This is a genomic window from Maribacter litoralis (assembly GCF_003075045.1).
Taxonomy (GTDB): Bacteria; Bacteroidota; Bacteroidia; order Flavobacteriales; family Flavobacteriaceae; genus Maribacter; species Maribacter litoralis.
This window is the reverse complement of the sequence record NZ_QCZD01000004.1, coordinates 274,261-298,118: the sequence shown is the minus strand read 5'-3', so window position 1 is coordinate 298,118 and position 23,858 is coordinate 274,261. Positions and strand designations below refer to the sequence as shown.

The window sequence follows — 23,858 nt, the reverse complement described above, 5'->3', positions numbered from 1 at the left end:
TGATGCTGAATTTGAAATAAAAAAGCAGCAAAAGCATGAAGCCCTTGCTGCGCGGGATAACAGTTTGATAAATCAATCTGTTTCCTAAATTATTAAAGAAAAAACTTGTTTTTTGACACAGTACCTATGAGTAGTTGCGTGGTTTAGCGTTAAACTTTGCAAGTACACACGAAACTGAAAATCCGCGAGGATTTTCAGAAGTAGACGAGAACAAGCAATTACTTATAGCCATTGTTAGGCAACGTTTTTATTTATCTTTTTTTCTTTTCAGTTCAATTTCACCAGTAGTTTCTCTCGAAGTCCAGTATTCTCCAGACATTTTGGAAACTTTATATCCATCGAAATTAAGTAATACCGAACCATAATGTATGGCACTTCTATCTCTAATTCCCGCTTTAGGTGTATTCAGATATGAATAGAAGAGTTGTTGATAACCTCTATCCTTATCAATATTAAATGAAGAACTAATACTGTGACTTGAACTTTCATCAGTTTTGATTTTTACGATAATGTTGAAAAAGTCCTGTTTAATATCAATTTCAGTTGAGATTGGTTTAGAATTCCCTTTGTCAAAATTTGACTTAATCTTTCCTTTCCATTTTCCTGACAAATCTGGTGTTTGCACCAACCAAGGATAAAACACTTTCCATTTCCAAGCCCAAAAAATAAAAATCATCCAAAGAATTATATTTATAGATATTGTAGTGGAAATATGAGTTAGTGCTTTATGAAAATCAATACTATCCAGATTTTGAGTTATAAGAAAAATTATGGCGTAGACGAAGAAAGCTAATCCAATTATCGCAAATGCAAATATTCTAATGTTGTGTTTTACCATTTTAAAACTCTAAATAATTCCACAGTTGAACCATATATTCATTAATATCCTTTCTTGACCATTTTCTACTCGGTCTAATCAGATAAAGCAATTCCGAAACTTCTCCCCATTCATTACAACTATCATCTTCTTTTGTGTTCTCGTGTAGATAGATGATTGATTGCCTTAATCTTTCAGTCCAAGTATCATAATTATTCATTATTCTATTTGGAACATTCCAAACTAAACATTCTAATAGAAATGAGGTGATATTGTCACTTACCGTTTCTCCATCTTCGAGCATTTTATATCGAAGCTTTCTATGCAAACGCGTTAACCTTTTGAACCTTCGATAAGTGTTGCTGTTTTTGGCGATTCCATTTTCAATATGTTGTTTTGGATAGTTAATAACGGCTTTTGAAGAGTCTGACCAAAATTTAGCACCAAGCACATAACTTCCATCTTTAGAATATCTGCGGTAATTCCAAGTAGGAACAACATCTGTCTCTATTCTGCTTGTATTACCAATTATAGTTATACACTTGTCTTTTCGAATTACATCGCTTCTTCCAAATTTTGCAACAAGTGCGTTTTCTACATCGTTCTTGAATTCTGAATAAGAATAAGTAGAGTTGGATAACTTGTCTAAACCAAAATCTTTTTCTTCCGTACTTGGTGGTAAATTGAACATAAAGCCACCTGTATATCTTACATTAATGTCTATGTCGCTATTTAATCTTACGTTAGTTTTATTTGCATAAGAACCTTGACCAAAAGTTTCGGTAGATTTAGTTTTAAGTTTTTCATCCGAACTAATAGCGTCTCTTACCATTCTTTCAGAGCGTTCAAGTTTATCTTGTTCAGAATTACTTGGTGGCTTTGTCCAATTCGTTAAAGTTTGTTCGGTAAATTTTGCCATTGGGTTTTTTATTCAAATGTTGCCTAACTATTGTATATGTGTACAATTGCACATATTCTCCAATATAGCGGAATATGTACAATTGTTTTTCTCCTCACTAATATATTATTAAAGAATAAACCTACAATATTCACCTCAATCTCCATTACGGAAAACCATAAAGGCTATAAATTTTATCATAGTAATGAGTCAGTTATAGAAATTAGAAGCGAAATGCCATTAAAATAACGAACCGACCAAGTAGTCGGTTTTTTGAACGTAGAATAGGTTGTAATTTGCTGAAAGAAACGACGGCAATCGTAATAGTATCGACAAAATGCAAAGCGTACGTAGTTTAGCGGGCATTCTTTATTGCTAACAAACCAAGTGGTTTGTTTTTTGCGAGGTTTGGGGTGTACTTTTAGAACAAACTTTGCTGTTTTACGGGGCTTTCATGGTTTAATAACCACTGTTTTCTATGCAATCCGCCAGCGTAACCGGTAAGTGAGCCATCGGATCCGATCACTCGGTGGCAAGGCACTACGATCCACAACGGATTTCTTGCATTTGCCGATGCGGCAGCCCTTGTTGCATTGGGGTCACCTAATAATTTTGCAAGTTCTAAATATGATTTTGATTTGCCATACGGAATGTTCTGTAGTTCCGTCCAAACCTTTTTCTGAAACTCGGTTCCTTCTGGGTTTAATGTTAGGCTGAACTCGGTTCGTTTACCTTCAAAATATTCGTTGAGCTGGTATACGGCATCTTCCAAAGATTCCGGTATCACATCGGTTAAAGGTTCATCTGAGTTGAGTACGGTAATGGCGGACAATCCGTCAGCATTGCCTATAATTTTGGCAACGCCTAAAGGGGTTTTAATGTAAGCAACATCGTCCATGATATGTACTACTGATTATTCGTCTGGTGAAGTAGGTTTTTCTATAACTCCGGTAGCTTTTGCGCGTGTTTCCCAATTTTTACGGGCAAGACTCTGTAAATCGGCAATATTATCGCTCTCATCCATGATTTCGAGTCCTAATAGTGTTTCAATGACATCTTCCATCGTTACTAAACCACTAACAGAACCATATTCATCGACCACAAGAGCAATTGCTTCACGTTTCTGAATGAATATTTCAAACAAGGTTGGGATCGGCGTACTTCTACGTGTTACCAGTATTTCTCGTTTGATCTCTTTTAACGGTATCTCCCCATTTTTATTGATCATCTCTTCAAGAACGTTGTCCTTAAGTACAAAACCGGTAATGTTGTCCATTTTTTCGGTATACACTGGTATTCTAGAGAAACGTAGCTTTGGGTTATCATCAAAGAAATCTGCTATTGTTTTCTCTTCCGATGCAATTTTCATCACCGCTCTTGGTGTCATGATATCCTTGACCAAAACTTCATCGAACTTTAATAAGTTTTTGATGATGGTAGATTCCGATTTTTCGAACACTCCTTCTTCGTGTGCCATATCGGTCATGGCATGAAAATCTTCTCTGCTTAATACGCTACCATGGTGTTTGCCACCACCTACCATTTTCGTAAAAAGGCGCAGTAACCATAGCAATCCCGTATATTTTAAGCCCAAAACCATAATATTTAGTGCTTTTGTAGAGAAATTCGCTAATTGTTTCCAGTACGTAGCACCAATGGTTTTCGGTATAATTTCTGAAGCGACCAAAATAAGAATCGTCATAATCGTTGAAACTACCCCAACCATTAAATCTTCGGTAAACTCGATACCGAAAATAGAACTGGTTTCGCTACCGTAAAGTTCTGCATAAGCAGCTTTCGCCTGCACACCTACCAATATGGCACCAACGGTATGGGCAATGGTATTTATGGTCAAAATAGCGATCAAGGGTTGGTCTACATCTTTCTTAAGTGCTTCTAAGGTAGTTGCATATGATTTGCCCTCTTTCATTTTTACATTGATGAATGTGGGCGTGATACTCAATAATACCGCTTCTAGAATAGAACACAGAAAAGAGAAGAAAATAGAAATGAATGCGTAAAATATAAGTAGTCCCATAGGGTTGTTTTAAAAATCTAAGATATTGATAAATATACTAATGATTGTGCTGTTTTGATCTATCAAATGCGCTATAAAATATTTGTTGAATGGCAGGTCTGATGTTCAGGTCGTAAATATTACGATTTTCGCGGGTGGGATATACCCTGTTGGATAGAAAAATATATACTAATTGCTGTTCTGGATCTGCCCAAACAAAAGTGCCCGTAAAGCCACTATGACCAAAACTTGATGCACCTACTTCTGGTGCCGGATAAGCATTCGCCAATGTAAATTGCGCATTGCCCAGGTAAGGCTTGTCAAAACCTAAACCTCTTCTATTATCATTTTCAGGATATTGAACCCGTGTAAATTCCTTTATGGTGTTCTCAGATATATATCGATTACCATTAAAAATGCCGCCTTGAACATACATTTGCAATATAATCGCCAAATCTTGCGCTGTACCGAACAACCCGGCATTACCCGAAATACCGCCTAACAACGATGCATTTTCATCATGTACCCAGCCTTGGGTTAAAGTGTGCCTATAGATGGTGTCGACCTCTGTCGGAACAATTTTATTGCTGAAATTTTTAGTACTCGGAAGAAAACCGAAGGTTTTTATACCAAGTGGTTTATAAAAATTCTCCTGCATATACTCGGCATAGGGCATCCCTGTTAATTGCGTAATCAACTCAGGGAAAATGAGGAAGGACAAACCGGAGTATTTGTATTTTTTCTCCTCAGAAACTTCAGACCGATTAATGATGCGGTACATTTTTCTATGGAACCTGTTTTTGACATATATACCGTCAAAAGCTTCGTTAGTAAATCGTTTGTTTGAAGTGCTACGGATAAACCTTTTTTTAAACCGACCGTTATTTTTTAAGGTTTTGCTCAAGAAAACAATGTAGGGTTCTAAACCTGCTTGATGGGCTAAAATTTCGCGAAGTGTAATACTTGCTTTATCTTTTTGTCTTCTCCAAGGTTTCCAATAGGTGCTAAAAGGCAGGTCTAGATTCAACTTGCCTTCATCTACCAATTTCATAATGGCAGGCAGCGGACCCAAAATTTTGGTGACCGATGCCAAATCGTACATATCATTTAATGCTACAGGCTGAATGCTATCGTAAGTATGAAATCCGTAGGCGTTATGAAAAATGATGTTTCCTTCTTTGGCGATTAAAATTTGAGCACCTGGGAAGGCATTGTTTTTTATACCATTTGTTATAATACTGTCTACTTTGCTGTAAATAGCGATAGAATCCAATTCATAAGCTGCCAAAGAGGCTACTTGTAAGCTAGAACCTACCGGAAGCAACAAGGGTGTAGTGCGCTCAACCTGTGCAAAGCCAACAGCGTAAAATAAACTTATTAATAACCAATTTAATCTATACATGTAATTAAATAAAAAACCGTTTAACTTTAGTTAAACGGTTTAGATAGTTTTATGTAAATCTAAATTAAAGAGCAAGTGTCTTTTGAATTTTATCTAATAAATTTTTAGATATAATTTCAGCTATTTCATCAGATTCTGATTCAAATCTAATTATCTCTTTTGGAGATGTTTCATTTTTCACCGAAAGTTCTTTTAAGAATGTTGATGTTAAATCATCATACTTTATTTTATGTCTGTCTTTGAGAAACATATATATTATTTAAGGGTTAAAATAGTTTGCATTGAACCTAGGATTATGCTTTTCTTCAAAATAATGTTTTCTTTTTATCCATATAAAACCGTCACCTTTTGAAATTAAAGCAACATCTACAGGTCCACCAACTGATTCTTCATCTGAACTAATTCTTCGTTTTAAATAGGTCAAATATATCAAACTTTCTGCCATTTCTGCAAGATCTTCTTTGGAAAGGACAGATACAGTGTTTACAGTTGGTCGAATATGTTTAATTTCTTTGACATAATTTACATCATCAATAAATTGTGAACAAATACCGTTAATATCTATTTGACGGAGTTGTTTTGCAAGTTCATTATTATCTTTTTCTATTAAATTAATTAAATGTTCATTATAACCGTTTAAAAACTTGTTAAATGTTGAAAATAGTGTTTCATTTATCTCAGGACTTATACCTGTTATTAGAGTATCTATCACATCCCTTTGTGCAAAAGGCATTATAGACCCATTATTTGCATCACTTATAGTTTCGACCTGTTCAGTATGAAATCTAACTTTTTCATCAAAAACATTTGATATTTTGGTAGAAATAGTAGTTGGATACAAATCATCATCTCCATAACCTGCAAAAACAAGTCCAGACCACTGACCTCTAAATGATTTACTCTTATAATACCTAAATAGCATTTCTAAAAATTTAGATCTAATTGTTTTAGTGTCAAACTCCGGAAATTCATTTTCTATTATTTCATTTATATCATCTTTGAGTAATTCAATAAATCTTTTTTTTGTTAATGCTTTAAAATCATCTAATTCTTCCTCTCGTTTTATATTTTCTATCTCTGTATTTAAAATCTTTATTAAATTATCTTGAAACAATTCAATTCTTTCCTTTTTTGTAAGTGTTATTAAATCAATTTCTTCGTTATCTATCGAAATTGAAACCGACATTTGTTTAAAATCTTCAAATGCAGAATAAATATATGATTGGTTAAAATGTCTAATAGTTTCAGGTGATGAAAAAAAATCTTTTGTTTTTAGGAACTTGAAAAAATGGTCAGAATAGTCCTTAAGACACTTAAATGACTTTCTTTTTAATTCGTTTCGATAAATTTTAATAATTATCTCCCAAGGTGTTGTAATAAAATTTGCAGAATTATAAATTATTATCGAAACAGGATGAAATTTAGATAATGTAAATATCTTATTTGCGGTATTATAAATTTTTCTACCATTGCTACCAGATACCGTTACCGCTGAATCGGCTGCTATTGCAACTGCATTTTTATTTAAAATTCCTATTACGGCAGTCATATTTATTTACTTTTAAGCAATTTAAGAAATATATTTAACAGCATCTTTGGCAAAGTAACTGGCTATAATATTCGCACCCGCTCTTTTAATTGCAGTTAATTGTTCCATCATTACGGCATCATGATCTAGCCAACCTTTTTCAGCTGCAGCTTTTACCATGGCATATTCCCCAGAAACTTGATAAACTGCAACTGGTACATCAACTTCATTTTTTATTTCACGAACAATATCCAAATAACACAAACCTGGTTTTACCATCACGATATCCGCACCTTCGTCAATATCCATTTGGGTTTCACGAATGGCTTCAAATCGGTTCGCATAATCCATTTGGTAGCTCTTTTTATCCTTAGGCACATTTTTGATATCTACGGGAGCGGAATCTAAAGCATCTCTAAACGGACCGTAAAAAGCACTGGCATATTTTGCACTGTAGGCCATAATACCGGTGTTTAAATAGCCCTCATCTTCCAAAGCTTCACGAATGCTGAGAATACGACCGTCCATCATATCACTAGGTGCCACAAAATCGGCTCCTGCCTTTGCGTGAGATACGCTCATTTCGGTTAACACCTCTACACTTTCGTCATTCAGAATTTCTCCGTCCGCAACAATACCATCATGACCGTAAGAAGAGTAGGGGTCAAGGGCAACATCTGTCATCACCAACATATCCGGACACGCATTTTTTACTGTTTTAATGGCCAGTTGCATTAATCCGTTTTCATTCAGCGCTTCAGAACCTTTGTTGTCTTTTAAATTATCGGGCACCTTCACAAAAAGTAAAACCGATCGCAAGCCCATGTTCCATAGTTCTTTGACCTCTTTGGTCAAATTATCTAGACTAAGACGGTAGTAATTTGGCATAGACGGTATTTCTTCAATAATTCCTTTGCCCTCAACAACGAATAACGGTACTAAAAAATCGTTTGGTGAAATAATGGTTTCACGAACCAAACTTCTAATGGCTTCATTGCTTCGTAATCTTCTTGGGCGTATAAGTGGGTACATAATGCTATATTTATTTTTAGTTCTTAGATTCTTGACTTTTTTTGATGATGCTTTTGAGACGTTCTTTTCTAAGGGCAGCTTCTTTTTTCAATTTGTTCTTCTTTCTATCCATAAGCTTGGCATGCTTTGCTTTGTTCAATGTGTTTTTAGCCTTGCCTTTTTTTGCCATACCTGAATATTTAAATTCGAACTTTTATTGCTTTAATCTCTTAATTGTAATGCAATAAAACGTACATCTTTTGAAGTTTTACAAAAATAGGGGAATTTGAAGAATAGCTACAGCCGTTATTACTTATTTTTATGGGCTTAGCCGCTAAATGATTTTGGATGCAAAAACTAAGTGACCTCTTAAAGTTCAAATATACCTGGAGAACCTATCAACAGAAGTTTTTAGATGGTTTTCAAGAGCATATTAAAGATGGGCACTTACACGTTATTGCACCGCCTGGTTCTGGAAAAACAATATTAGGCTTAGAAATTTTAACCCGAATAGGTAAGCCCACCTTGGTATTGGCACCAACATTGACCATACGAAATCAATGGCGATCTAGGTTATTGGAATATTTTACCGCAAAGCATGATTTTGAGTTTTTATCCCTTGAGATTAAAAATCCCGATGTCATTACTTTCTCAACATATCAGTCGTTATACGCTTTAACGAAATCTTTCGATGATAAGGGGAAAGAAAGGTTGGTCGAGTTTATACAATCGCATGGTATACAGACCTTGGTTTTAGATGAGGCGCATCACCTTAAAAATGAATGGTGGCATTGTTTGTACCATTTAAAGGAGATTGAAGGTCTTACTGTTGTTTCGCTGACCGCTACACCGCCATACGACAGTTCTACTACTGAAATCAACCGTTATTTTAGTTTATGCGGACCTATAGATGATGAAATAGCGGTACCGGACCTTATAAAGAATGGAGATCTTTGTCCGCATCAAGACTTTGTCTACTTCTCAAAACCAGAAGAAGCCCAGATCAAGTATATCGTTAACTACAGGGAGCAGATATTAAATTTCACCAAAAATCTTATTGCCAATAAGGGCTTGCAAGAAAAATTGATTACGCAAGATTTCTACGTGAACCCTAATGAATCGTTAGATTATATCTATCAACACCCTACATTTTTCTCTTCAATTATTATTTACCTGAATTCTTGTGGCTATGCCGTAAATGAACAGAATTTAAAGATACTTGGCTTTTCTACCAACGACGTAAGCTTCCCTAGTTTTACGTATGAATGGTCTGAAGCATTATTGCAAAATCTGTTAGTGGATCAACGCGAAACTTTTATGGCATTTGAGGATATTTTAATGCCTTTGGAAAAGGAGTTGAAACGAATAGGAGTACTAGAGCACAAACGGGTCAATTTCGTTGGTGATGAGGTCTTGTACCGAAATCTGTCAAATAGCCCTAGCAAACTGGAGAGTATTTATCAAATTGTAAAAAGCACGGATGCAAATCTTGGTGCTGACAGTAGAACGGTAATTTTGGCTGATTTTATCCGAAAGGAGTTTTTAGATTTTGAAGGAAGCGATACTAAAATAGTAAACAAGCTTGGAGTTGTTCCCATTTTCAAATACATTTTGGCTAAACAGACCAATGATGAAAAGTTAGGTGTGTTAACCGGTTCAATGGTTATAGTGCATGAAAACGCTTTACTCAAATTTAAACAGCTTCTGAGTGTTGAAAAATTACAGGTACATCCTGTTGAGGGGTCCCTGGGATATTTATTTATTCATGTGCCCGATGCGCTTAAAAACAAGATAGCGGAATCTATTACACAATTGTTTGAAGACGGAGTGATAAAAACCCTGATCGGAACCAAGGCATTTCTTGGTGAGGGGTGGGATGCTCCTTGTATCAACACTTTAGTTTTGGCTTCTTATGTGGGTTCTTTTGTTTCTTCCAATCAAATGCGAGGGCGTGCCATTCGGGTAGATGCCAACAATCCTGATAAAACAGGAACCATTTGGCACTTGGCTTGTTTAGATCCAACGGCTACCGATGGTGGTAAGGACATGGAAAAACTGCAGCAACGTTTTGAAGCTTTTACAGGTGTCTCTCTTCGTGATGAAATTTACATTTCTAACGGAATAGACCGATTGGTATTGCCTTTGGAATGGTCAGAAACTACCGATTTAGAAGCGATTAACGCAGATATGCTTGAACAGGCACAGCAAAAATCTGTATTTAAAAGTAGATGGAATCATGCCATTGAAAAAGGAAATGTTTTGGTGAGAGAACTGAAAATACCTTCAGCTAGCGATCAACCTTTTGCAAAAACAAAGAAACTACATGCTTTAAATGCCGGGAAGTATGTAATGCTAGAGGTCGTCTTAGGAGTTTCTATGTTTGTTCCTGAATTTTTGATTAAAAATATGGGCGCCGTAATAGGCAAAGGGGTTATACAGGTGATCTATTTATTTTGTGCCGCCCTAATTCTTGGTTTTGGTCCAAAAACATTTAAAGCCTTGAAACTGTACTTTTTGTTCGGCAATCAATACAAGAAAACAAAGAAAATTGGCAAGGCTCTGTTAGCCTATTTGTTAGATGATAAAACTTCGTATTTCGAATCAAAAAATGCCATAATACATGCCGAACAGCATATAAAAGGAACTTTTTCCATTTATTTAAAGGATGCTAGTCAGCATGATAGTAATGTATTTATATCTCTTTTGGAGGAAATCATTGCACCTATAGAAAACCCTAGGTATCTATTGGTCAATAGTAATTGGTGGAAGCGTAAACTAAAAATTAGAAGCTATTATGTTGTGCCAACGGATATAGGTAAAAACAAAAAGGAAGCTTTACTTTTTCAAAAATACTGGAATACTCATGTAGATGGGTCAAAAATTCAGTTCACAAGATCCCTTGAGGGTCGAAAAGTGCTTTTAAAAGCCAGGTTTTCGCATCTCAAATATCAATTTGAGGCAGTGGCAAAAAAGTCCATTACTTGGAAATAGTTTAGATATCAATTTCCCCGATCAAATAGCAAACGGCATTTCCTGAAATCTTTACCCGATCACCAAGGTACTCACATTGAATATTACCGCCACGTTCAGACAGTTGTTTTGCTGATAGGGACTTTTTATTCAATTTTTTCGACCAATAAGGAGTTAATGTGGTATGTGCAGAACCTGTAACAGGGTCTTCCGGAATGCCGCATTGTGGGGCAAAAAAGCGTGATACAAAATCAACGGTATTACCTTTCGCGGTAACGATAACCCCTCTACAATCCAATTCATTTAGCAAATGAAAATTAGGAGTCATAGCCTCAATTTCTATTTGCGTTTCATAGACCAGCATATAATCTGTTTTTCCTTTGTAGGTCTCTAAAGGTTTTTTGCCTATAGCTTCTGTGATTAGTGTCTGTTCAGATACTTTTTTAAGTTCATCTGTAGGGAAGTCCATGGTCAATGTTCCCTTTTCATTCTTTTCAACAATGAGCTCACCACTTCTAGGCGAAATAAACCGTAGAGTATTTTCTTTGAAACCATAGTAATTATAAAGCACAAAGGCAGTTGCCAGCGTTGCATGACCACAAAGGTCTACTTCAATTTCTGGTGTAAACCAACGCAGTTCATAATGGTCATCTTTCTGTACGGCATATGCTGTTTCAGCCAAATTATTTTCGGCTGCAATTTTTTGCATCAAATTGGTATCTAACCATGATTCTAGGATACAAACGGCAGCAGGATTGCCACCAAACAATTCTTTGGTAAAGGCATCGATCTGATATATTTTTTGCTTCATGGCATTAAGATTTATTCAATCCCTAATTTACGACTTATCTCATCTGCTTTGGCGATCCATTTTTTAGGAGCGTCAAATCGGTATCCTACGTAAAATTCCAAAAAACTGATGGAGTCATCCAAAATAAAATTCTCATCGGAAGTATGACTCAGTAATTGGGTGTTGATATTTACACCTCCAAAAAATGATTCGGAGTTATAGCCACCGGTCATTCTAAAAACTAGTTGTGCCAATCCATTAAATGAGTTTTTTCCGTCGGTGCTTGAATAATTAAATCCTAAACCACCAGTTGCTCCTGCAGAAAGTAAGTAGTTCTCGTCAAAAACCCAATTATAATAGTAACCAGGTCCTAGAGCCACCTTAAACGATTTTTCCAGTTGATTTTCAATTAGCGGGTCTTCTAATTTAAACTTGGTGTAGTAATACGAGATACTGGGTATAAAACTGCCCACGCTCTGGGTCTGCCATTCATTTTGGAAACCGATAGCGCGAAACGAAAAATCGGGATTGAAGATGTAACTAGAGCTGCCACCTATTTTTAGGGTTTTCAAGTCATCTACGGGCAAAGTAATGTCTTGGGTACGAACAAAGAATCCTTTTTGTTTGTAATAATCTACAGTCTGCATGAACTGCCTAAAAAACGTTCTAATATTGAACGTAATTAGTTTAGAATCGCCATTATCCTTGTTTTCGGACAAGAAATTGGGTGCATACCCCAAATCAATCTCTAAAAACCGAAATAGAATAGAAAGCCCCAGGTAGCTTTTATCGTTGGGTATGAACTCTGTTTTATTACGTGTAATCTTATCTCTAAGGGTAAAATTATTTGAGGTAGTCTGTAATGCCAGTCTCAACGTAATTTTATCAGGAAAGTCTTCTTTATATTGTGAATTTTGAGCAGTACAAAGGCTAATTGAGCAAAACATACCCAAAACAAGCAGTACTCTTATACCCATTCTTTTGGTGCTTTTAAAATATTCAATAAGCGCTCTTCTTCACTGCCTTCTTCGGGTTGGTGATCATAACGCCATTGCACATGAGGTGGTAAGCTCATTAATATACTTTCAATGCGCCCGTTGGTCTTTAAGCCGAACAAAGTGCCTTTGTCGTGAACGAGATTAAATTCTACATACCTACCTCTTCTTATCTCTTGCCAATCCCTTTGTTCATTGGTATAATCAAGGTCTTTTCTTTTTGTAACAATCGGTACATAACTGTTCAGAAAGCTATTTCCTACTTCGGTAACAAAGTTGTACCAATCTGGCATGTCCATTTCCGGTGTTGCTTTGCAATAATCAAAAAAGAGTCCGCCAACACCTCTGGCCTCGTTTCTGTGGGTGTTCCAAAAGTATTCATCACACCTTTTTTTGTAGGTGTCATAAAATGTGGGTTGATGTTTATCGCAAGCGGTTTTACATACTTGGTGAAAGTGAACGGCATCTTCGTCAAACAGGTAGTACGGCGTTAAATCTTGACCGCCGCCAAACCACTGATCTACAATTTCGCCATCTTTACCGTACAATTCAAAATAACGCCAATTGGCATGAACGGTGGGCACCATAGGATTTTTTGGATGTAAGACCAAACTGAGTCCGCATGCAAAAAAGTTCCCTTCCTTTACCTTGAAATAAGCTTTCATACTTTCGGGAAGTTCCCCATGAACGCCCGATATATTTACGCCCCCTTTTTCAAAAACTGCTCCGTTTTCAATAACTCGGGTTCTACCTCCGCCGCCTTCAGGGCGTTTCCAAATATCTTCTTGAAAAGTAGCTTTGCCGTCTACCTCTTCCAATTTAGAGGTAATCGTATCTTGAAGTTGTTGTATGTAAGCGTAAAATTTATCTTTCATTTTCTAAGATGTAAAGTTCCATATCTAACGGGTCTTCGTTAGGCGGGGTATGTTCTTTTAAAAGTGTTTCTTTCCAAATATAACCACAATTTTCTGCTACCTTAATACTGCTAGGGTTAGATTTGTGTACTATGATTCTAAGTTGGTTGATGTCTTGCTGTTTAAATCCCCATTCAGAAATCATTTTAACGGCTAGTGTTGCAAAACCTTTGTTTTTATGGGTGTATGCAATGCAATAGGCTATTTCTGCTTCTTGAGTTTCCTTTTTTAATTCCTTGAGAAAAATGAGCCCTATAATTTTTCTGTTTTCCGGTTCTTTTAGGGTAAACAAATACTCTTTTCCTGCTAGGAATTCCGCTATTTTTTCCAACACAAAAATGTTGGATAAAGTTGGGTTCAGATTTGCCGCTACTGTTTTTGGAAAATATCTTTTAATATGATCGGCATTTGCACAGACAAAGTCGCACAACCGCCACCCATCTCGTTCTGAAATGGGATTTATTTCGAAATCTGGTAGTTGAAATGAATTCATATAGCTACTGTAATTTCGGAAATTCTACAAGAATGCTGAAATAATCGACGGAATTTAAGCTGGCTTGTATTCTTTCACCGCATCAATAAACGCTTTTGCATTTTCAACCGGCACATTTGGTAAAATACCGTGACCTAGGTTTACAACGTAGCTGTCCTTGCCAAATTCATTGATCATTTGGTGTACCATTTTCTTAATCTCTGCTGGTGGTGAAAGCAAACGTGCAGGGTCAAAGTTACCTTGTAGGGTAATTTTACCACCACTTAAGTAACGTGCATTTCTAGCAGAGCAAGTCCAATCGACACCTAATGCAGATGCACCTGATTTTGCCATATCGCCCAAGGCGAACCAGCATCCTTTTCCAAAAACAATTACCGGAGCTTCGTCCTTTAATGCATCAATAATTTGCTGAATATATTTCCAAGAGAATTCTTGATAATCCGTTGGTGATAACATGCCTCCCCAAGAATCGAACACTTGTACGGCATTTACACCTGCAGCAACTTTTGCTTTTAAGTACGCGATGGTAGTATCTGTAATTTTCTGAAGTAATTCATGAGCTACGACCGGTTGTGTAAAGCATAATTCTTTAGCCTTATCAAATGTTTTGCTTCCTTGACCTTGTACACAATAGCATAAAATGGTCCATGGAGAACCTGCAAAACCTATTAAAGGGACTTCGTCGTTCAGTTTCTCTTTGGTCGCTTTAATAGCGTCCATAACGTAACCTAATGTCTCATGAACATCTGGTACAATTACGCTATCCAAATCTTTCTGATTTCTTATTGGATTAGGTAGATACGGACCAAAATTCGGCTTCATTTCCACATGAATATTCATTGCCTGCGGAATCACTAGTATATCGCTGAATAATATGGCGGCATCCATACCGTATCTTCGGATGGGTTGCACCGTTATTTCTGATGCTAATTCTGGAGTCTGACATCTAGTGAAGAAGTCATATTTTTCTTTGATTGCCATGAATTCAGGTAAATATCTACCTGCTTGGCGCATCATCCATACTGGAGGTCTTTCTACCGTTTCACCTTTTAATGCTTTTAGAAATAGGTCGTTTTTTAAGCTCATATTCTTGTAATAGCTTTTAGCTACTAGCCCTTGGCTTTTAGCTATTTTTTATTTTACTAATTAGACTATTAATCATTTTAGATTCTATTGAAATCAATTCTAAAATTGTCTTCAACTCGTCACTATCTAAAAATTTCAATTCTTCTGATATTATTAATTGAGTTTCAACTTCAAAAAGAGAGCCTAGTGCAATCTCTAAAAATCGTTTAAATTCAACTTCACTATTTCGGCTGCATCCTTCTGCAATATTTGAAGGTACTGATATTGCGGCTCTAGAAAGTTGACTTTTAAGTCCGAATTTTTCTTCGCTTGGCAACTTTTGAACTAAACTATAAACATGCTTAACTATGGTGATTCCATTTTTCCATATTTCAAGCTTTTTAAAGTCCCTCATAATTTATTAAAAAAGCCAAAGGCTAGCAGCCAACAGCTAAAGGCAATTTATTGATCTTCATAATCCGCATTCACCAATTCAATTACACTTTCTACGGTTGGTATTTTGGCTACTTTTACTGCTGTGAAATGTTCTCTAGCTGCTTTTGCAGTGGTTTCTCCAATACAATACGCCACCTTATCTGCTGAGTTTTCTTTTAAATAACTTTCAACATTTGATGGACTAAAGAACATGATGCCTTTTACAGATTCTGGTATGGACTTTCCAGATAATTTTGTTCTATATGCTTCAACAGCATTGACCGTAATATTGTTTTCCTCTAAAATAGTGGGCAATTCTTCTAAACTTAGATTTCCATGAAAATAAGTCACCTCTGTACCGTCTATGAATTCTACTAGGTGATTGGCCAAATCTTTAGCATTGTTCTCATAATGCGTTATTTTACCAAACTTATTCTTTATAAACCGTCTGGTTTTTCTGCCAACACAATAGATATTCTCAAAATCCAATTCTGACACATCTCTACTTGCCAATACTGCTTCAACTGCATTTTTGCTAGTAAAGACTACATTCTTGTGCTCCTTTTTAAGAACAATAGGTGAAATACGATTAAAATTGATTTTTATGAAATCATCTGAATCGGCATTTACGGATAAATTAAGGCTAAGTTGCTGTTGTGGTGTAAGCTTTTTTGTAGAAAAAATATTTATTTCGGTACCGGCACTTGCCAATTCCGTCATTAAACGTCTTCCACCACGTGCTAAAATCGTCTTGGCACAGTCAATACCTAAATTTTGATGTTTGCCCAGTGGTGCAGTTAGCTCTGTTTCCAGTTTTTTACTTCCATCAACATTTAACAATACGCCTTTTAGCGTTACAATATTTTCTTTGTTGATATAGGCTAGTGCTCCAATAGGTGCACTACAGCCACCTTCCAATTCCCTAAGAAATTCTCTTTCAAGCGTAACACAAGTATCCGTTTCTTCATGGTTTAATTGTGCGCAGGCTTCTCGAACTTCTTCATTGTCTTCCATAGCAACAACCATGATCGCCCCTTGCGCAGGTGCGGGTAACATCCATGTAAGTCCGATCGTGTTTTCAGGTTCCAAACCAATACGTTCCAAACCGGCAGCGGCAAAAATAGCACCGTTCCATTCGTTGTTGTACAACTTTTCTAAACGACTATTTACATTCCCTCTTAAATCTACTACGGTATGTGTTGGGTATCTGTTGAGCCATTGCGCCTGTCTGCGTAAACTACCGGTAGCAATAACGGCGTCGCGTGACCCTAAGAACTCCTCATTGTCTTTAAACGCCATGATATCCATATAGTTGCCACGTTTTAAAACAGCGGCTTTAACGATACCTTTTGGTAATGCTGTGGGTACATCTTTCATGGAATGTACCGCAATATCGATATCGCCATTAATCATGGCAACATCAAGGGTTTTTGTGAAAACACCGGTTATGCCCAGTTCATAAAGGGGCTTGTCTAAAATTAAGTCGCCGGTAGATTTTACCGGAACTAATTTTACAGTATGGCCTAATGCTTGTAGTTGATCTTTTACGGTATTTGCCTGCCATAGCGCTAGCTCGCTATCGCGTGTGCCTAATCGTATTACTTTACTCATTTTTCGTCCAATTCTAATTGAAATACTTTTTGGATAAATTCTAAACTTGAATTGGAATCTACCGAGTCATCCTTAAGATGATTTGCAAATTGTTTGGTTATTTTTTGAATGATGCGATTCGTTACCAAATCGGCTTGATGCGGATTGAAATCTACCGTTTTTTTAGATTGGTAGTCTAATTCTTCATCCTTTATCGTCTTTAATTTCTTCTTTAAAGCCTTAATGACAGGAGCAAATTTTCTGGTTTCTAACCATTGGTTAAAATCATGTTTTACCTCTTCGTTTATAGCTTCGGCATCTGGTATAAATTGCTTTCTACGCTCTAAAGTCTCATCGGTCATTTGAGACAAATGATCTAAATGAATTACCGTAACATTGTCCATTTCAGAAACAGAAGCATCAACGTTCTTAGGTACCGATAGGTCTAAAATCAATAACGGTTTATTGGTATAGATCAGCTCTTTGGTAATTGTGGGTTTTTGTGCGCCAGTGGCAACCACCAAAATATCGGACTTTCTAATTTCTGATTGTAGATCCCCATAATCTTTAACCATTAGATTGAACTTACCTGCAATTTGCTCAGCTTTGCCCTTGGTTCTATTGATTAAAGTAATGTGTGGATTCTTGGTGTGCTTAATTAAATTTTCGCACGTATTACGACCAATTTTTCCAGTTCCGAACAGCAAAATGTTCTTTTCAGATACATTTTCTACATTTCGCAAAATGTATTGAACAGATGCAAATGCTACCGAAGTTGCACCAGAAGAAATTTCGGTTTCGTTCTTAATACGCTTACTTGCTTGAATGATACTGTTACAAAGACGTTCTATAAAAGGATTTGCAATGCCCAATTCTTTTGAGCGTTTAAAACTTTGCTTTAACTGACTTATAATTTCAAAGTCGCCCAATATTTGACTGTCCAAACCTGTTCCTACGCGAAATAGGTGATTGATAGCTTCTTTATTTTTATATACATATGCCACTTCTTGGAACGCTTCAACGGTTCCGTTAGAATGATCGCATAATAATTTTATGAGTTGAAAAGGATGTTTTGCAAAACCGTGTAACTCTGTGCGGTTACAGGTAGAGGTAGCTAGCAAACCATCAATGCCTTGATTTTTAGCTTCTACAAGTAATTTGTTTACCGCTACTTCGTCTAAACTAAATTTACCACGAGCTTCAGCATCGGCCTTTTTGTAGTTAAGTCCGATGGTATAAAAGGAGTCGTGTTTAGAAATGTGATAGTCCTTCATAAAGCGGGTACAAAAATATGTGCATACATTCAATAAAAACAACGCTAGAGGTACAATTAATGTCGTCTGCCGAATTTTTGGACAAAATATGACAAATATCAGTTTATTAACCATAATTTTATGGAGGTTTCAGCGAATGGACAACATTTTATTTAGATGCTTTCTAAATAGATAAAAAATCGATTTAAGAAAATGGACATAAAAAGTAACGCTCAAGGGTCATACGAAGAAGTTCTGATTGAAGACGGATTTTACGTGCTAAAGTTTCAGAACGAAGAAGATACGGTAACGCAGTACCACCGTGAAATCAATAAACGATTTATACAGTTTCACTTCTGTTTAAAGGGTAGTGGTACTTATAATTTTAATCAAGGAAATTATAGTTTGGATGTTAAGGAAGAGAACTCATTATTGTTGTATAACACGCAGTTAGACCTTCCGCTGAATTTAGATCTTAACCCGAAATCATCATTGGTTTCTGTGGTAATGACCTTGAGAAAGTTTCATTCGTTATTTACGGCAGAGGCAGATTACATTCCGTTTCTGAGTTCAGATAACAAGGAGAAAAAGTATTATGCACAAGAACCTTTTTCACCATCTATTGCTGTTATTTTGAGTCAGATTGTAAACTATAATCTGCATCCATCTATAAAATCGCTATATGTAAAAGGTAAGATTTACGAATTGATAGCCTTGTACTTTAATAGAAGTCCTAATGCAGATATTGAACAATGCCCGTATTTGGCAGATGAAGAGAATGTTAAAAAGATAAAGAAAGCCAAAGAAATTATTTTGGCGAATATGGCTGAGCCACCAACTTTAGCTGAACTTTCGAGTGAAGTGGGATTAAGTTTAAAGCGATTAAAAGAAGGATTTAAACAAATTTACGGTGATTCTGTTTACAGCTTTTTGTTTGATCATAAGATGGATTATGCAAAGCGCCTTTTAGAAACCGGTCAGTATAATGTCAATGAAATTGGGCTAAGAATAGGGTATAGTACGTCTAGCCATTTTATTGCGGCGTTTAAGAAAAAGTATAATACAACACCTAAGAAATATTTATTGGCATTAGCAAGTAGTTAATCTTTATAATGGTCTTGCCACCATTATACCGGTATTGCTTTTTATGTTCTTAAGATAATCTGCTAGCGGCTTTTTTGATACCTCTACTTCCATAGATCCGGTAGATGCGTGGAGTAAATGAATTCTACCATCTTTTTCCCTAGTGGCAATTCCCGTATGGGTGACATCTAAGCCGTTAATAGAAGTGGCCAAAGCAATAATGTCTCCAGATTGAATTAAATGTTCGTTTTCGGCAATCTTATCTTGTGCAAGTACACAAATAGCCTGATTGTTCAGATAGTTTTCTGAAGCCTTAATTTTTGAGTTATTAGTATCGTCCGTCAAAAACGGATATAGGTCTCTATGGGTGCTCATAAAATCTATGTTTTTGGTGATTTCGGTACCACCAATTTCACCGGTAATATCTTTAAGAAGCCCTTTTTCAGCATTGTTGGCAATCCATTCAGAAAAGTAATGTAAACGAGAAGCGTAGCCAACTAATTCGCCGTTTTTATATCGTATAATTTCAAGATTTTTTAAATAAGCGTCAAAGGACATTTCTTGCTGACGGAGTAGGAGGGAAAAAGCAAGCACGTTCTCAACAAATGTGGTGCAGTCCAAGCCTTGTAGATTAACCACCAAAGTTTCAGTATCACCAATTTCTAGGGTTTTGGCAACATATGGGGTTTGCATAAACGTTTTACCAACGATCACCATAGTTTCACCGAAATTGCCATCATACATTCCATCGATTTCTACTAGCTTGTTTTCAACTGCAGCTTTGTCTTTTGGAGAGCAGGTGATTTGTTGGGCTAACAAATTCTGACTGGTAAAAATCAATAATGCAATTATATATTTTGAAAGCATTTAGTTATGGTATATTATTATTCCATCGAATGTTGGATAAGTTTGATTATAGTTTATTTCACTTAAATTTAAGTGAGTAGTATAAGGTTCAATTTTGTCAAGATTAATATTTGGGAATTTTTCCAATATCTCTACGGGAATATCTCCCACGGTTTTTATTTTATTTTTAGGAGTTTCTACGCTCCATGAAGTAATTACATAATTACCATATGGGTAATTTCCTTCAACATATCGCCAGGTATTTTTATAAGACTTATAGTCGCTTGATGTACTAAAATCGAAATTTTGGATGGAAGATTCATTTATAATGACGAAGTTTGGGTCATCTGGAAATTCTAAAAAATCCAACTTACTTCCAAATTGAGTTTTTAAATATCTGTAATTTGATGTTTCTAAAATAATGCGTGAGCGATAATTTGAAAATTTATTTAGATATCCAAATGAAATTACATTTGCATCGATTTGATCACTATATAGAGAGATATCTAGCAATTTGTACCCTCCAAAGAAATTTAAATTTTCATCAATATCAAATCCTCCTATATCTATTAGGTAATTTGAATCTGTTGGCACTTCTAATTCAATATAAGTGTCAAATAAATTGAATTCTGAGTAATTTAATATTAAATCTTGATTTTCTAGATTTGAAAAAGTGAAATATTTATGAGTGTTATTTCCATCGAGTATAGAGATTAAATATTCTTCTTCACCTTGATATTGTACTAACTTCTGACTGTAATCTATTAATTCATTGCCATTGTCAGAAATTGAATACCCATATGGTATGGTGCCATTTTTTGTTGAGATATTTAAATTTTTAATTTGGGGAATGTCTTCTATTGTCAAATTGAACTCGCCAATTTTAGTTCGATTTTGGGGCTCATTTAACACACTTGAGTTGATATTAAAAATATCTCCTTTTTTAAGACCGTTAGTTGTTGCAATTTCATATCTTTTACCTACTTCAGAGCGGGTCTGTGGGCTTGTCCCATCATTTAAATCATTTACATAATCTATAACTTGACTAAATTTTGTTATACTCAATGAGGATGTTATTGAATCGGTATAAGCACTGAAAGTTATTTCGTCTCCACTCTCATAGGATTTATAATCAACTAAATTGTTATTGTCATCGTGAATAATTAGCCAATCTTCACTGTCAGTAGTATTTTTGTTTGTGTCAATATTAACTGTTAAATATATTTCCTCTTCAATAAATTCTATAGGAGAGGCTGGTTTTTCTGCTTCAATAACTTCTGGTTGTATGATTGGTTCCTTTGTGTCTTCGTTTTTTGAACAATTAATTAATAATAATATTATAATACTTAAATAGACGAATTTTAAAACTTTCATTTCATAAATTTACTACATAATTAACGACTATAAACAGTTAATATTTTACCATATTTGGGATACTTTTTATTTAGAATGGATATCAGTCTCCTGCTCCAACAAAACCCTATTCCTTGGAATACTGTCCGGGTAATTTTGTTGCAAGAAGGTTATTAGTTTTTCACGAACATGAACTCGAAGATCCCATGAAGTTGGCGAGTCTTTGGCACTCATTAAGGCTCTTATTTCCACACAATTTTGTTTGCTGTCTGTTACTTGTAATACATTAACTTCTTTATCCCAAAGGTCTGTATTTTCCAGAATTTTGGTCATTTCCTCACGAATGGCATCAAAAGGTACATTGTAATCGGTATATAAAAATACCGTTCCTAGAATATCTGAAGATGTCTTGGTCCAATTCTGAAACGGCTTTTCAATAAAATATGGTGTGGGTACAATCAATCTTCGTTTATCCCATATTTTAACGACAACATATGTAAGGGTGATTTCCTCTATGCGTCCCCATTCTCCTTCAACAATTACCACATCATCTATTTTTATAGGTTGGGCTATTGCAATTTGAATACCTGCCAAAACGGTACCGATCATTTTTTGAGCGGAGAAACCAATAATGATACCCGCGACACCGGCAGATGCAAAAATACTTACCCCAAGTTCCCTTATATTTTCAAAACTCATGAGTATGGCACCAATAGCCAGTATGACTATAGCGAAAATAAAAATGCGTTCAAGAATATTAAATTGGGTATAAATCTTACGCGCCTTTAGATTATTTTCTACATGTACGTCGTAATTACTAACGATTACCGTTTTTATAATCTTCAATAAATTAAGTAATAACCATGTGATAGATAATATAAAAAGAATGGTACTTGTCTTTTTAAACCAATATGCGTAATCTTCTAATTGTAATAGTGTTCGTATCGACTCCGATCGAATCCAAATAGATATGATAATTAAAAAAATAGGACGGCTAATTTTTTTAAAGGCTCCGCGTGGTAATAAATATTTGGGGTCTTTGCCATATTTTTTAATGAAATATGATATGATCCAGTAAGCTATTAAAACGCCTAGGGTAGATGCTATAAAGAAGTAAAGTGCACTTCTGGGTACCGTATCAAATAATGTGTTCATGTATAAGGTATTATAGTTCTTTATGAATTACAACTTACTAAAATTAAACAGCACTTAAAACTTATTCGGGCTGTAATTGGTTTGCTTTATGGAAGTATAGAAAAACTATTGCCAAAAATTAAAATAGTATCTACGTTCAAGTGTTATTTTTGCAAATGAATAACAAACACATACGCTATGAAAGGAGTATTATTGGTTAATTTAGGTTCACCCGATAGCCCAACACCAAAGGATGTTAAACCGTATTTAGATGAATTTTTAATGGACGAACGCGTCATTGATGCTCCTAAATGGTTAAGAACAATATTGGTAAGAGGAATTATTTTACAGACCAGACCAAAAAAATCTGCAGAGGCTTACGCCAAGATTTGGTGGGAAGAAGGCTCTCCTTTAATCGTAATCTCCGAGCGTTTTACGAATAAAATGAAAACACAGACCGAAATGCCGGTTGCCTTAGGTATGCGTTATGGAACCATGACCATTAAAAATGCCATGCAAGAGTTAAAGAATAAAGGTGTTGATGATGTGCTTTTAGTGCCTTTATACCCACATTACGCAATGTCTAGTTTTGAAACGGTAGTGGTTAAGGTACTGGAGGAACAAAAAGCTTCTTTTCCCGGCATGAAAATAACGACATTGCCTGCTTTTTATAAACATCCAGAGTTTATAAAAGTACTTTCTGAAAGTATTAAGGACGGACTAGAAGGTTTTGATTATGACCATGTATTATTTTCATACCATGGTATTCCAGAACGTCATATTCGTAAGAACGACCCAACCAGTTTCCATTGTAAAATTGATGGTACGTGCTGTAATGTGAATTCTGTTGCACATAACACGTGTTACAGACATCAAGTGTATGATACCACAAAAATGGTAAAGGAATATTTAGGGTTGAAAGAAGAACAGGTCAGCACTTCATTTCAATCGCGTTTGGCGGGTGACCCATGGCTAAAACCTTATACCGATTATGAGTTTGAACGTTTGGCTAAAGAAGGCAAGAAAAAATTGGCTGTAATTACACCTGCATTTGTTAGTGATTGCCTTGAAACTCTAGAGGAAATTGCAATGGAAGGCAAAGAACAATTTTTAGAAGCAGGTGGAGAAGATTACAAGCATATATCTTGTTTGAACGATAGCGACGCATGGGTTAAAGTAATGGCAAAATGGGTCAACGATTGGCAAACTACAGATGCCTTGGATGTAGTGCCAAGTACATAAATACACTATTAAATCTTAGAAA

The 23,858-nt window shown here is 35.7% G+C and carries 23 protein-coding genes; 3 read left to right on the top strand and 20 right to left on the bottom strand.

Annotated features, from left to right (window positions below; all coding sequences use genetic code 11):
• Positions 1 to 247: 247 nt before the first annotated feature.
• The 9 genes from DCS95_RS16905 to DCS95_RS20315 form a co-directional block, all read right to left on the bottom strand.
• A complete protein-coding gene (locus DCS95_RS16905; protein ID WP_425269166.1) occupies positions 248 to 676 on the bottom strand; it encodes a Cap15 family cyclic dinucleotide receptor domain-containing protein in 429 nt (142 codons plus the stop codon).
• Between the two features lie 163 nt (positions 677 to 839).
• Positions 840 to 1,736 (bottom strand): nucleotidyltransferase domain-containing protein, encoded by an 897-nt coding sequence (locus DCS95_RS16900; RefSeq protein WP_116771971.1) that lies wholly within the window; start codon positions 1,734 to 1,736, stop codon positions 840 to 842.
• Between the two features lie 400 nt (positions 1,737 to 2,136).
• Positions 2,137 to 2,613 (bottom strand): methylated-DNA--[protein]-cysteine S-methyltransferase, encoded by a 477-nt coding sequence (locus DCS95_RS16895; protein ID WP_116771970.1) that lies wholly within the window; start codon positions 2,611 to 2,613, stop codon positions 2,137 to 2,139.
• Between the two features lie 15 nt (positions 2,614 to 2,628).
• Positions 2,629 to 3,753, bottom strand: a complete 1,125-nt coding sequence (locus DCS95_RS16890; protein ID WP_116771969.1) for a CNNM domain-containing protein — start codon at positions 3,751 to 3,753, stop codon at positions 2,629 to 2,631.
• Positions 3,754 to 3,790: 37 nt separating this feature from the next.
• Entirely contained in the window at positions 3,791 to 5,134 is a 1,344-nt protein-coding gene (locus DCS95_RS16885) for a serine hydrolase domain-containing protein (protein WP_116771968.1), read from the bottom strand.
• Positions 5,135 to 5,198: 64 nt separating this feature from the next.
• Positions 5,199 to 5,384 carry a hypothetical protein gene (locus DCS95_RS16880; protein ID WP_116771967.1) on the bottom strand — a complete coding sequence of 62 codons (186 nt, stop codon included), beginning with the start codon at positions 5,382 to 5,384 and terminating at the stop codon, positions 5,199 to 5,201.
• Positions 5,385 to 5,393: 9 nt separating this feature from the next.
• A complete protein-coding gene (locus DCS95_RS16875; RefSeq protein ID WP_116771966.1) occupies positions 5,394 to 6,683 on the bottom strand; it encodes a hypothetical protein in 1,290 nt (429 codons plus the stop codon).
• 21 nt (positions 6,684 to 6,704) lie between these two features.
• Positions 6,705 to 7,694, bottom strand: coding sequence for a porphobilinogen synthase (gene hemB, locus DCS95_RS16870; protein WP_116771965.1), 990 nt, complete (start codon positions 7,692 to 7,694; stop codon positions 6,705 to 6,707).
• A 16-nt stretch (positions 7,695 to 7,710) separates the two neighbouring features.
• Positions 7,711 to 7,863, bottom strand: coding sequence for a hypothetical protein (locus DCS95_RS20315; protein ID WP_164674225.1), 153 nt, complete (start codon positions 7,861 to 7,863; stop codon positions 7,711 to 7,713).
• Positions 7,864 to 8,021: 158 nt separating this feature from the next.
• Between DCS95_RS20315 and DCS95_RS16865 the strand changes: the two genes are divergently transcribed.
• Positions 8,022 to 10,664, top strand: a complete 2,643-nt coding sequence (locus DCS95_RS16865) for a DEAD/DEAH box helicase family protein (protein ID WP_116771964.1) — start codon at positions 8,022 to 8,024, stop codon at positions 10,662 to 10,664.
• Position 10,665: 1 nt separating this feature from the next.
• Here the strand turns inward: DCS95_RS16865 and DCS95_RS16860 are convergent, their stop codons facing one another.
• From DCS95_RS16860 to hemA, 8 genes are read right to left on the bottom strand one after another with little or no spacing between them, the layout of a single operon-like run.
• Positions 10,666 to 11,454 carry a PhzF family phenazine biosynthesis protein gene (locus DCS95_RS16860; RefSeq protein ID WP_116771963.1) on the bottom strand — a complete coding sequence of 263 codons (789 nt, stop codon included), beginning with the start codon at positions 11,452 to 11,454 and terminating at the stop codon, positions 10,666 to 10,668.
• Between the two features lie 11 nt (positions 11,455 to 11,465).
• The gene (locus DCS95_RS16855) at positions 11,466 to 12,410 is read right to left on the bottom strand and encodes a DUF4421 family protein (RefSeq protein ID WP_116771962.1); all 945 of its coding nucleotides are present in this window, start codon (positions 12,408 to 12,410) and stop codon (positions 11,466 to 11,468) included.
• A complete protein-coding gene (hemF, locus tag DCS95_RS16850; RefSeq protein WP_116771961.1) occupies positions 12,401 to 13,303 on the bottom strand; it encodes an oxygen-dependent coproporphyrinogen oxidase in 903 nt (300 codons plus the stop codon). The genes DCS95_RS16855 and hemF overlap by 10 nt, the downstream gene beginning before the upstream one ends.
• On the bottom strand, positions 13,293 to 13,835 hold the full coding sequence (locus DCS95_RS16845; RefSeq protein WP_116771960.1) for a GNAT family N-acetyltransferase: 543 nt from the start codon (positions 13,833 to 13,835) through the stop codon (positions 13,293 to 13,295). The genes hemF and DCS95_RS16845 overlap by 11 nt, the downstream gene beginning before the upstream one ends.
• 54 nt (positions 13,836 to 13,889) lie before the next feature.
• Positions 13,890 to 14,921 (bottom strand): uroporphyrinogen decarboxylase, encoded by a 1,032-nt coding sequence (hemE, locus tag DCS95_RS16840; RefSeq protein WP_116771959.1) that lies wholly within the window; start codon positions 14,919 to 14,921, stop codon positions 13,890 to 13,892.
• Positions 14,922 to 14,958: 37 nt separating this feature from the next.
• Positions 14,959 to 15,315: a four helix bundle protein gene (locus DCS95_RS16835; RefSeq protein WP_116771958.1), complete on the bottom strand. Its 357-nt coding sequence runs from the start codon at positions 15,313 to 15,315 to the stop codon at positions 14,959 to 14,961.
• 47 nt (positions 15,316 to 15,362) lie between these two features.
• A complete protein-coding gene (hemC, locus tag DCS95_RS16830) occupies positions 15,363 to 16,946 on the bottom strand; it encodes a hydroxymethylbilane synthase (protein WP_116771957.1) in 1,584 nt (527 codons plus the stop codon).
• Complete coding sequence (gene hemA / locus DCS95_RS16825; protein ID WP_116771956.1) at positions 16,943 to 18,199, bottom strand: glutamyl-tRNA reductase; 1,257 nt, start codon at positions 18,197 to 18,199, stop codon at positions 16,943 to 16,945. Before hemA ends, hemC begins: the two co-directional genes overlap by 4 nt.
• A gap of 192 nt (positions 18,200 to 18,391) precedes the next feature.
• Here hemA and DCS95_RS16820 point away from each other — a divergent pair, with 192 nt between their 5' ends.
• The gene (locus DCS95_RS16820) at positions 18,392 to 19,282 is read left to right on the top strand and encodes a helix-turn-helix transcriptional regulator (RefSeq protein ID WP_116771955.1); all 891 of its coding nucleotides are present in this window, start codon (positions 18,392 to 18,394) and stop codon (positions 19,280 to 19,282) included.
• 3 nt (positions 19,283 to 19,285) lie between these two features.
• Here DCS95_RS16820 and DCS95_RS16815 read toward each other — a convergent pair whose 3' ends face one another.
• From DCS95_RS16815 to DCS95_RS16805, 3 genes are all read right to left on the bottom strand, one after another.
• Complete coding sequence (locus tag DCS95_RS16815; RefSeq protein ID WP_116771954.1) at positions 19,286 to 20,128, bottom strand: N-acetylmuramoyl-L-alanine amidase-like domain-containing protein; 843 nt, start codon at positions 20,126 to 20,128, stop codon at positions 19,286 to 19,288.
• On the bottom strand, positions 20,129 to 21,481 hold the full coding sequence (locus DCS95_RS16810; protein WP_116771953.1) for a hypothetical protein: 1,353 nt from the start codon (positions 21,479 to 21,481) through the stop codon (positions 20,129 to 20,131).
• Between the two features lie 66 nt (positions 21,482 to 21,547).
• Positions 21,548 to 22,615, bottom strand: coding sequence for a mechanosensitive ion channel family protein (locus DCS95_RS16805; protein WP_116771952.1), 1,068 nt, complete (start codon positions 22,613 to 22,615; stop codon positions 21,548 to 21,550).
• 177 nt (positions 22,616 to 22,792) lie between these two features.
• Between DCS95_RS16805 and hemH the strand changes: the two genes are divergently transcribed.
• Positions 22,793 to 23,836, top strand: coding sequence for a ferrochelatase (gene hemH / locus DCS95_RS16800; RefSeq protein WP_116771951.1), 1,044 nt, complete (start codon positions 22,793 to 22,795; stop codon positions 23,834 to 23,836).
• Positions 23,837 to 23,858: the final 22 nt, after the last annotated feature.

Excerpts from the sequence above, each read along its gene's own strand:
- DCS95_RS16905 (WP_425269166.1), bottom strand. The coding sequence starts at position 676 with ATGATTTTTATTTTTTGGGCTTGGAAATGGAAAGTGTTTTATCCTTGG.
- DCS95_RS16900 (WP_116771971.1), bottom strand. The coding sequence starts at position 1,736 with ATGGCAAAATTTACCGAACAAACTTTAACGAATTGGACAAAGCCACCA.
- DCS95_RS16895 (WP_116771970.1), bottom strand. The coding sequence starts at position 2,613 with ATGGACGATGTTGCTTACATTAAAACCCCTTTAGGCGTTGCCAAAATT.
- DCS95_RS16890 (WP_116771969.1), bottom strand. The coding sequence starts at position 3,753 with ATGGGACTACTTATATTTTACGCATTCATTTCTATTTTCTTCTCTTTT.
- DCS95_RS16885 (WP_116771968.1), bottom strand. The coding sequence starts at position 5,134 with ATGTATAGATTAAATTGGTTATTAATAAGTTTATTTTACGCTGTTGGC.
- DCS95_RS16880 (WP_116771967.1), bottom strand. The coding sequence starts at position 5,384 with ATGTTTCTCAAAGACAGACATAAAATAAAGTATGATGATTTAACATCA.
- DCS95_RS16875 (WP_116771966.1), bottom strand. The coding sequence starts at position 6,683 with ATGACTGCCGTAATAGGAATTTTAAATAAAAATGCAGTTGCAATAGCA.
- hemB (WP_116771965.1), bottom strand. The coding sequence starts at position 7,694 with ATGTACCCACTTATACGCCCAAGAAGATTACGAAGCAATGAAGCCATT.
- DCS95_RS20315 (WP_164674225.1), bottom strand. The coding sequence starts at position 7,863 with ATGGCAAAAAAAGGCAAGGCTAAAAACACATTGAACAAAGCAAAGCAT.
- DCS95_RS16865 (WP_116771964.1), top strand. The coding sequence starts at position 8,022 with ATGCAAAAACTAAGTGACCTCTTAAAGTTCAAATATACCTGGAGAACC.
- DCS95_RS16860 (WP_116771963.1), bottom strand. The coding sequence starts at position 11,454 with ATGAAGCAAAAAATATATCAGATCGATGCCTTTACCAAAGAATTGTTT.
- DCS95_RS16855 (WP_116771962.1), bottom strand. The coding sequence starts at position 12,410 with ATGGGTATAAGAGTACTGCTTGTTTTGGGTATGTTTTGCTCAATTAGC.
- hemF (WP_116771961.1), bottom strand. The coding sequence starts at position 13,303 with ATGAAAGATAAATTTTACGCTTACATACAACAACTTCAAGATACGATT.
- DCS95_RS16845 (WP_116771960.1), bottom strand. The coding sequence starts at position 13,835 with ATGAATTCATTTCAACTACCAGATTTCGAAATAAATCCCATTTCAGAA.
- hemE (WP_116771959.1), bottom strand. The coding sequence starts at position 14,921 with ATGAGCTTAAAAAACGACCTATTTCTAAAAGCATTAAAAGGTGAAACG.
- DCS95_RS16835 (WP_116771958.1), bottom strand. The coding sequence starts at position 15,315 with ATGAGGGACTTTAAAAAGCTTGAAATATGGAAAAATGGAATCACCATA.
- hemC (WP_116771957.1), bottom strand. The coding sequence starts at position 16,946 with ATGAGTAAAGTAATACGATTAGGCACACGCGATAGCGAGCTAGCGCTA.
- hemA (WP_116771956.1), bottom strand. The coding sequence starts at position 18,199 with ATGAAGGACTATCACATTTCTAAACACGACTCCTTTTATACCATCGGA.
- DCS95_RS16820 (WP_116771955.1), top strand. The coding sequence starts at position 18,392 with ATGGACATAAAAAGTAACGCTCAAGGGTCATACGAAGAAGTTCTGATT.
- DCS95_RS16815 (WP_116771954.1), bottom strand. The coding sequence starts at position 20,128 with ATGCTTTCAAAATATATAATTGCATTATTGATTTTTACCAGTCAGAAT.
- DCS95_RS16810 (WP_116771953.1), bottom strand. The coding sequence starts at position 21,481 with ATGAAAGTTTTAAAATTCGTCTATTTAAGTATTATAATATTATTATTA.
- DCS95_RS16805 (WP_116771952.1), bottom strand. The coding sequence starts at position 22,615 with ATGAACACATTATTTGATACGGTACCCAGAAGTGCACTTTACTTCTTT.
- hemH (WP_116771951.1), top strand. The coding sequence starts at position 22,793 with ATGAAAGGAGTATTATTGGTTAATTTAGGTTCACCCGATAGCCCAACA.